Raw genomic sequence first — 8,777 nt, forward strand, 5'->3', positions numbered from 1 at the left:
GGGGAGAAAAGGTGCCAATGGAGGCGTAATGGTTGGATTGTGCAATGCGTCAAAATTGGAATGGGGTAATGGGGAATGGGGGAATGGAGGGCGTTGGGGGAGAAGGGGTGATGGCAATGAATAGGCTTGTATAGGCTTGTAATAGGCTTTAATGGGGCAGTTGATCGGAAGTTTGTTGTTTTCTGTGAATTTGCAAAATCGTAAAAACGTGGAACTGTAATAGGGCGTGTGGTTGGTCAAGAGCCGTGATGGTTGTGAGAGGGGGATAAGCCCGTGTGAGAAGGGTTAGAAAAACGTTTGGTTTTGGAGCTGTTGATATAGGCATGCTGTTTAGAGGCGTAAGGGAGGGGGATTGTTCGTTCTCAAAGCCTATGATGTAGAGAGTATGAGTTATTTAAGAGGGTGTTCGGGTATGGATAGAGATTGAAGGGGCACTGCTTCTTTGCAAAGCAGAGGTATTGATCATAAGTTTTGTTTATTCATATGGTTTTTTATGGCATCCAGTACCTGTTGGCTTATCTCCTGATGGGGCAGCCGTCGTAAACCTTTTGGGGTTGTTTTTTGTCCTAATTGAATGGGGATAAAATCAACCTTGTTTTTGCGCGCGCACTCGAGGATCATTTGATCATGCGTGTTGGAACCAAAAATATGAAGAATACATGGCGGTTTAGGCAAAAGAGCCAACTGCTCAATTAATGCGCAAGAAAATGCATAGGCGGGCGAATGAATCCATAATATGCAATATTTTAGATCATGCCATTGCTTCACAGCTTCTAAAAATTGCGCCTTTGATGCCGCACAATCATAATCCAACGACACGCACAACTGTTTGTTGTGCAATGCCTCAAGCTGGACTTTATGGGAAAGAAAGCGTGCAGCAATAATCACTTCTTGCGGCTTTAGTGATTGATACAAAGGAGCAAGCATCCCTGTGCCCCCTACCACTAAATAACGATAGTGCGCATCCTTTTTTTTCATGCCCCCTCCCTTATTACTTTAAATCCCACCTCGTTGCTTTAAAAATGTGTACATTTCATCAGCAAGTCTTTCACAACGGGTTTGTACCTCTTCACTTATAACTTTCCAAGTACGACCTTCATCATCTGAGGAAAAATCTTCGTTGGAAGAGGCAATTTGACATTGGAGTGTATAACCATAAAGCGTGTGCACCACCGGCACTAAATGCTCACACGGTTGTGCGCATTTTTTGGCAGTACTCCCATGAGAGATAAGCCCAACAGGTTTATTTAAAAAGGCATTATAGCTCAAATTATCAAGAGCATTTTTTAAAACACCCGAATAAGATCCTTGATAAACAGGGCTTGCTAGAATAACGCCATCAGCCGCGGCAATGGTTTTGACAAACTCACGGACCGCAGCACTTGGATTAGCCTCTACCTGCTGATGATAATCTGGATCTGTCATCGGCAAGGGCTGTTCACGCAAATCAACCCAATGAAGTGATGCACCCCGCTTTATGAGGCAATCCGCTAAATAATTGGCTAAAGTTCTTGTTAAGGAAGGTTGACGCACAGACCCCAAAATAATTGCTATATTCAACAGGATTCTCCTTTATCTTTTCCCCACAAGCCTATAACGCAAGGCTTATAAAGAATTGTGAGTAAAATGATGCGTATCATTATGCTGTTTATAAAGAGCAATTGTGATGATATCGCATCATCATAGAATCAGTCCATGCTAACAAGATTGTTGACAAAACAACACCTCAAACTTGCAAGGGAATGTTAGTGCTTTCATTAATATTAAAATGCTTGATCTCAAAAGTAGCGGCTGTCTCGTGTTTTAGAAGCGCTTTTATGAATATATTCTAAGCTATTGGCTTGCAAGAACTCTAATGAAAAATGGAAGATATCATCGTATTTTGAATGATCATTGAGCCTTTTTAATTGGAATAAGAAAGTTGTAAGATTTTCTCATTTCAAATGCTCTTATTGCGCGATCATTTGCGCATCAATGGAAGTTGCTTTTTTCATGTCTTAAGTGGGCGGAAAATAATTGAGAAAAGAATAAAAATGCTTCTGTCTTTTCAAGGGATAAGGGCTATCGTAAAAGCCTAGATATGTCTGTTTTTGGGGCAGGAGTGGGGTTGTTGTAGGAGCGGTAATTGGGGGTTGTCCGTGTTGAGGAATGGAGTTATGGCGTGCCCCGTATTACAAGGGAGGGTAAGGCTATTGTAGAGGCCGCAGGGGGCGTATATGAATGGCGCCGGATTACATTTTTTACTGAAACAATAGGGGTGATAGAGTTTATAGTAAGGGGATATATTCATGGGGGCGCTATTGTTATCCCCTTCATGGGGGCTGTTCATGAAATGGGGGTGATACGCGTTGGTTTGCAAGTGTTGAGAGGTGTTTTTTTTAAACAAGCACGTGAATTGGCAAAACTATTGGCAACATAAAATATGCAATACGAGTGTTCTCTGGGGTATTCTGTTTGACGACAATGGACGGAATTTTACTTGAGAGATTGTTCGTGTTCTTATAAAAGTCAAGGACAAACAGTTGTATAAAAAGGAAGAGCAAATGAAGGGGGAAAATTCCACATTTTATAACAAACTGTGCTCTGTTGTTTTTGGAAAATCATTTCGTTCTTATAAAGACCATATTATCATTTGGCTTATTTCTATCCTTATTGGGATAGGTCATAAAGCTCTTTTGATCCCATTAGAATCCAAGTGGTCGTTGAGTGTATCGCAGGATAGCGCTCTTTTGGCGCTCTTTGTGCTGCGTGAAGTTATCATGGTGTGTGTTGTTGCCTTGATACCTGTTTTATTGGTGCTTTATCTCATCTTAACGTATTTGTTGAAAAAAAAGATTCAGCAGTTAGAAGAGGCTATCCAGCAACGGGGGCACACAACCGATCAACAAAATAATCCGGTAAAAAAGGATAGAGAAAAAATAAGCTGTTTTTTTATCGTATACTTTTGGTTGATATTTCTGCTAGAAGTCTTTTTTCCTGCGGGTGTTGTCATGCTCATTTTAGAATTTTATTATTTTGTTTTCAAGCGCGTGAGAACGTATTGTAGAGTGAGACGGGCATTAAAACGCGTAAGATAAAGAGAGTGACAAGGCGCTTTTGTAGCTATCGTGAGGGGTAAGAGGCAATGTTTAGAAGCTCTCGTGACACAAGAAGAGGGGATGGTTGGAAAATCATCAGGCAAAGAGGATAAAGAAGCCTATCAGGTTTGTAATGAGGAGGATGCTCTTAATCATTGGGAAGAGCAACCACGCTTTTAGAAAATTGGGGTTTTTTGTTGAAAACAAGGGAAGCGCCATGCATCGCACTTTTCGTGGTTCTTAAAAGAGCGGGCATGAGATAAAAAATGCGTTTTTCATAAAAAGGAAGAGCAATGAAGGGGAAAAATTCAGCATTTTATAATGGACTGCGCCATTTTTTCGAGAAAGATTATTTTTTTGTGCAAGAGTATGTTGTCATTTGTTTCCTCTCGCTCATTATTGAGTTGTGCAACAGGATTTTCTTTCTTCCATCCTTAGGTAGCCAAGAGAACTTGACAGGGTGGCAGGATACACCTCTTTTTCTCTCTCTGTGTGCGTTTTGGCAAGTTATTATAGTGTGTGTTTGGGTCTTGTTTCCAGTTATGTTGATACTCTTCATAACATTGTGGCTTTTGTTGAGAAAAAATACTCAAAAATTGAAAGAAATAAACCAGCAACGGGGTAAAATAACCGATCAAAAGGATCGATATAAAGAAAGTGTGAACTGGAAAATGGACGATATTCTTGTTACAATATTCGGTCTCGTGCTTCTGTTCGTGACACTGTGGGTTGCTTGTATTCCCATGATGATTTTAGAACTTTATTATGGTGTCTTTAAGCAGGTGAGAACGTATTGTAGAGTGAAACGGGAATTAAAACGCATAAGAAAAGAGAACGATAAGGCGCTTTTGTAGCTATCGTGAGGGGTAAGAGGCAATGTTTGGAAGCTCTCGTGACACAAGAAAGAGGGGATGGTTGGAAAATCATCAGGCAAAGAGGATAAAGAAGCCTATCAGGTTTGTAATGAGGAGGATGCTCTTAATCATTGGGAAGAGCAACCACGCTTTTAGAAAATTGGGGTTTTTTGTTGAAAACAAGGGAAGCGCCATGCATCGCACTTTTCGTGGTTCTTAAAAGAGCGGGCATGAGATAAAAAATGCGTTTTTCATAAAAAGGAAGAGCAATGAAGGGGAAAAATTCAGCATTTTATAATGGACTGCGCCATTTTTTCGAGAAAGATTATTTTTTTGTGCAAGAGTATGTTGTCATTTGTTTCCTCTCGCTCATTATTGAGTTGTGCAACAGGATTTTCTTTCTTCCATCCTTAGGTAGCCAAGAGAACTTGACAGGGTGGCAGGATACACCTCTTTTTCTCTCTCTGTGTGCGTTTTGGCAAGTTATTATAGTGTGTGTTTGGGTCTTGTTTCCAGTTATGTTGATACTCTTCATAACATTGTGGCTTTTGTTGAGAAAAAATACTCAAAAATTGAAAGAAATAAACCAGCAACGGGGTAAAATAACCGATCAAAAGGATCGATATAAAGAAAGTGTGAACTGGAAAATGGACGATATTCTTGTCATGATATTTGTTTTCGTGCTTATGTGCGTGACATTGGTGGTTGCTTGTATTCCCATGGGGATTTTACAACTTTATTATGGTGTCTTTAAGCAGGTGAGAACGTATCGCTGTTTAAGAAAAGAACTGAAAAACGTCTTGCAAGAACAGGATACAGCGCTTGAGAAGTCATGAGAGGGAAAAAATAATGAAGAAATTATGAGAGATTCAGCCTTTATAGGGATTGCTCTCTATACCATTTTGCCTCTGATATGTTTTGGTGTTTTTTTATGGGTTGTCCGTAAACATTGCTTTAAAGGAGCAGTGTTGGGTGGCATTGAGTGGAAGAAAAGCCGATTATGGATCAGTGTTGATTAAAGGGAATAAGAGCCCGTGGGGTTTAGAGCCTAGAGTGAGTGCTTGGGACTTACTTTATCGTTTGAGGCGTGAGGAAGGAACGGTTTTGCTTGTAGGGGCGCGCGGTATATGGGTTGTTTTCGTATTTTTAGGAGCCTTGTTCATTCAAGCTTTGAAATGAATCCTATTGAAGTGGGGATGCAGGGTCATTTTCTTGAAAATAGGAGAATTTTTAGGAAGAAAAAGCTGAATTGTGACTATTGTTTACAGATTGGTGTGGTTTGAAAATCTTTATTGTTTGCAATGTGAGGAAGGTAAGAGGGTGGCAAGGTAGCAGGAATATTATTATTTTTATTATGACGTAAGCCATAACGGCCTGTGTACTTTTCTTGATTTCGGTGATATTTGGGTTTTGCATCATCATAATGCGTAAATTGGAAAAAAAGATCTAGAAACGAGAAGAAGCAATCTCTGTGTGAGAGCAAATAAGCTCTCTGTCACACGGGTCTTTTCATCAAGAGTGAGAGGGGAATACATGAAGGAGCAAAATTGGACATCAGAGCAAGAAACGCATAAAGGAGCGCATTCTTTTTCGCTCCAGCACGTGTTGCTCTCAGCAAAGGATTATAAAATTATCTTTGCTATTGCGGTTCTCATTATCATGTGGAAAATGGTTCTAGAAATACCAGGTGTATTGAATTGGCAGCTGACAGGGTGGCAATATGTTGTGCATGCCGTTCTCTTTAAAACAACGGACATCATAACGGTTTGTGCACTTTTCTTGATTCCGGTGATGTTACGGCTTCGCACCAAAGTGACGGGTGAGTTGTACAAAAATATTCAGAAACTAGAAGAAGCAATCTCGGTGCGAGAGCACATAAGCTCTCTGTCGCACGGGCTTTTTTAAAGACTGAGAGGGGAAAAATGAACAGTGATTCTATAGCCGTATTTCTATTAGATCCCCTGTTTTGGGTGATGATTGTTATTTGCATGATCATTATCATGCTTGTTTTAGCTCTTTATACCTCTGTCTTCAAACGGATGAAAATGAATTTCCAAGTGAAAGGCGCGCTGGAAAGAGTGCTTAAAGAAAATGATCTTGCAACGCAGCAGTTTTGGAAAGATGAAGCTGTGGTGCAGGAGAGGCGTTTGCAACTAAAGGAAAAAGAGTTCTCTGCCGATTATGATGATGATGAAATTCTCACGATAGAAAGTGCAACAGGGCTTTTAAAAAGCTTGGGATGGTCGGTGGAAATCGAGGGAAAGGGAGATTATTTGGCAACCCTCTTTTTACCAGATCGCGAAGTGCAGTTTCTTTATAACGAGAAACGAGTGGAAGAGTTTTCGCCTTTTGATCGCGGACTTTTAATTATGAGCGGTATTTTTGCGGCGGCTTGTCAGACGATTAATCCTCATAATTCTGGGGTTGTGCCAACGGTATTTATGAATTTTGTACCCAATGGATTGGAAATTTTTGAAGAAAAAGTGAGCGCTCAGCTTTTAAAGAAAGCACTCGATAAAACTTTAAAATGGACAATGGAAGATGATTCTTTGCATGAAATGTTTCGCTCTCAATATGGTATTCCCCCTTGGGAAAAAGATTCTTTATCATGGGCAACGGATGGAGACGTAGAGTTCGCACCTTATGCTTTGCTGCATCTTGCTGCTCTTGCCTTGCTGGGCGATGTTGAGACTTTAGCTTCTTATGATGAAAGTTTTACGGCAGGGGAGAAGCTTGGCTTTGATGAAACCATTGAAAAAGTCCATTTGGAACGCGCGATGGTGATTGCTCAAGAAGTGAAAAGGGAAGGAAAGTTCAGTTACGATCTACTGAAACGGGTTGCTGAGAAGTGGTCCATAGCCATGGACTATCAGCTTTTCAGAGTAAGATCCCCTAATACGTGTAATCAAAAACGCGCTTTTCATAAAAAATTAGTCGAGGAGAAAAAACAAGAATTAAGGGAACAAGGATTTGATGTGAGTGATGAACAGTTCGTGTTTGAAGCAGAGGGGGTAAAACATGCTCCTGATATTACTTATATTAAAGATGGTGAACCTGCATTTATGGATATAAAAATTGATTAGTGTTGTACTCTCCTGTTGAAGGAAAGCACTCTTATTTAAAAGATGTGAAAGCGCCATGATTGAGACGCTTTCACACCTTTCTTACCAGAGCCAAATAAAGGGTTCGAAAAATCAAGAATAATAGCCAAGATTTTAAAAAATAGACTGGAAATGGCTTGATCCTCAAGAATAGAGGAGAAAAATCAATTATAAATTCTACTCTCTTCTAAAGGCGGTCTCTTTTTTGTTAGAAAATGCTCATAAATTATCGCTTATTCAAGCGGTATGAGGGAAAGGTCCATTGACTAAAGCGCTATGGGGGGAGCTCCATTGACTAAAGGCGCTATGGGGAAGCTCTATTGACTAAAGTGCTATGGGAGGGAAGCTAGGGGGTAGAGCCTTTGTCATTTGAGGTGAGAGGAAGGCAAAAAATGGCATTTTTGAGCAGTGTTAAGCTCTTTTGCCTTTGAGGTATTTTTTGTCTTTTTAAGAAGTCCTTGCCAATGAAGCAGCGCTTGTTAAGCTTCAACAGTGTTTCAGTATGGTGATATTAATATAAAAAGTTATGGTGTTTTTGTGTTTTTCAGTCTGCTTCATGGAGATCTGTAAGCCAATCCGATGACAGAGAAGATGCATGGTCATTTTCTTGAAAACAGAAGAATTTTTGGGAAGAACAAGAAGATTGCGGACCCTTATTAACGAAAGCGCTATGGGAGCGAAGCTAGGGAGTTAGAGCCTTTGTCATTTGAGATGTGAGACAAGTAAAAATGGCATTTTTGAAGGCGATGATATTTGGCCAATAAAAATAAAAACACAATAAAAACTAAACTAAAACAAAGGAAAAATTAAACTAAAAAAGGCCCCATTTTATAAAGGGCCTTTTTATTTAAATTTTACAATATATACAAAATGTATATAACCTTACTTTAAGAACTTTTTGTATCTTATATTCTAGTAGCAACAAGTTGTACGAAATATATAATAAGTGATCCTAAAAAACCAGCTATTGCATTCAATAAATTTTCTGCTTTATCGTATATATCGTCGATTGATGCTTGTTCTGATGCGCTTCTATTACTGACTCTCAGTATATTCAATGTATCCGATGTGTCCCTTACTTGTTTAACAAAATGTAAATTTGTTTTCTCAATAGTATAAGGAGCAACAATAGGAGAGGGTTGTTTATTGACTATACGATCAGATTTTTGAATCGCGAGAGCTAAACCACTTGTAATAGCCCCAGCTATGAAAAAATATCTGATATTCATAGTTTTTCTCCTATATTTATTTCGATAAATAAATATCGATACGTATCATATATAAATTCGATTTAAATAACTATAGTAAAAATACAACAATCACAAAAAAGAATAAACTTTGTCTATATTTTGACAAAATTTACTCTTAATTGCCTTAATGAATTCTTTTAGATTCGATTTTATGAAGGCGTAAAAAAGTTTGAAAGCTCTGTAGGCAAGTGGAATCCCATAAGGTGGGTGATACAATAGTTGCTAGCAAACTTCTTTTTGTGCCTTTGACCAAGGATTCATAAAAATGAGGGTTCATAAAAATGAGATGCGATGAAAATTGAGTAAAACCCTTGAAGGGAAGGATTCACTCTATTGAAGGCGAAGTGCATCTTTTCCATGGATTGGATACTGCCTTTATGAGGGTTTGGCAGTTTCCGTTGAGGGGAAGGATGCACTCTTTTGAGGGCTAGAGTGCATCCTCTTATAGATTGGATACTGCCTTTATGAGGGTTTGGCAGTTTCCGTTGAGGGGAA

General features: G+C 39.3%; 11 protein-coding genes. 8 read left to right on the top strand and 3 right to left on the bottom strand.

The features are described from left to right. Positions 1–462: 462 nt before the first annotated feature. Together ACFINE_RS08660 and ACFINE_RS08665 are read right to left on the bottom strand one after the other, a co-directional pair. A complete protein-coding gene (locus ACFINE_RS08660; RefSeq protein WP_375621748.1) occupies positions 463–978 on the bottom strand; it encodes a short-chain dehydrogenase in 516 nt (171 codons plus the stop codon). Positions 979–996: 18 nt separating this feature from the next. Continuing rightward, positions 997–1,560 carry an NADPH-dependent FMN reductase gene (locus ACFINE_RS08665; RefSeq protein WP_375621749.1) on the bottom strand — a complete coding sequence of 188 codons (564 nt, stop codon included), beginning with the start codon at positions 1,558–1,560 and terminating at the stop codon, positions 997–999. 565 nt (positions 1,561–2,125) lie between these two features. Here ACFINE_RS08665 and ACFINE_RS08670 point away from each other — a divergent pair. The 8 genes from ACFINE_RS08670 to ACFINE_RS08705 all read left to right on the top strand — a co-directional run bounded on the left by ACFINE_RS08670 (position 2,126) and on the right by ACFINE_RS08705 (position 7,014). After that, entirely contained in the window at positions 2,126–2,419 is a 294-nt protein-coding gene (locus ACFINE_RS08670) for a hypothetical protein (protein ID WP_375621750.1), read from the top strand. Positions 2,420–2,543: 124 nt separating this feature from the next. Further along, the gene (locus ACFINE_RS08675) at positions 2,544–3,077 is read left to right on the top strand and encodes a hypothetical protein (protein ID WP_375621751.1); all 534 of its coding nucleotides are present in this window, start codon (positions 2,544–2,546) and stop codon (positions 3,075–3,077) included. A 30-nt stretch (positions 3,078–3,107) separates the two neighbouring features. Then, entirely contained in the window at positions 3,108–3,257 is a 150-nt protein-coding gene (locus tag ACFINE_RS08680; RefSeq protein WP_375621752.1) for a hypothetical protein, read from the top strand. Between the two features lie 113 nt (positions 3,258–3,370). After that, positions 3,371–3,931, top strand: coding sequence for a hypothetical protein (locus tag ACFINE_RS08685; RefSeq protein ID WP_375621753.1), 561 nt, complete (start codon positions 3,371–3,373; stop codon positions 3,929–3,931). A gap of 269 nt (positions 3,932–4,200) precedes the next feature. Then, the gene (locus ACFINE_RS08690; protein WP_375621754.1) at positions 4,201–4,767 is read left to right on the top strand and encodes a hypothetical protein; all 567 of its coding nucleotides are present in this window, start codon (positions 4,201–4,203) and stop codon (positions 4,765–4,767) included. A gap of 136 nt (positions 4,768–4,903) precedes the next feature. Next, the gene (locus tag ACFINE_RS08695) at positions 4,904–5,110 is read left to right on the top strand and encodes a hypothetical protein (RefSeq protein WP_375621755.1); all 207 of its coding nucleotides are present in this window, start codon (positions 4,904–4,906) and stop codon (positions 5,108–5,110) included. Between the two features lie 354 nt (positions 5,111–5,464). Continuing rightward, positions 5,465–5,836, top strand: coding sequence for a hypothetical protein (locus tag ACFINE_RS08700; RefSeq protein WP_375621756.1), 372 nt, complete (start codon positions 5,465–5,467; stop codon positions 5,834–5,836). Positions 5,837–5,853: 17 nt separating this feature from the next. After that, the gene (locus tag ACFINE_RS08705; protein WP_375621757.1) at positions 5,854–7,014 is read left to right on the top strand and encodes a DUF6990 domain-containing protein; all 1,161 of its coding nucleotides are present in this window, start codon (positions 5,854–5,856) and stop codon (positions 7,012–7,014) included. Positions 7,015–7,937: 923 nt separating this feature from the next. Here ACFINE_RS08705 and ACFINE_RS08710 read toward each other — a convergent pair. Continuing rightward, complete coding sequence (locus tag ACFINE_RS08710) at positions 7,938–8,261, bottom strand: hypothetical protein (protein ID WP_375621758.1); 324 nt, start codon at positions 8,259–8,261, stop codon at positions 7,938–7,940. Positions 8,262–8,777: the final 516 nt, after the last annotated feature.

It is taken from the genome of Bartonella sp. AA97HXZ, from assembly GCF_042196985.1.
Taxonomy (GTDB): domain Bacteria; phylum Pseudomonadota; class Alphaproteobacteria; order Rhizobiales; family Rhizobiaceae; genus Bartonella.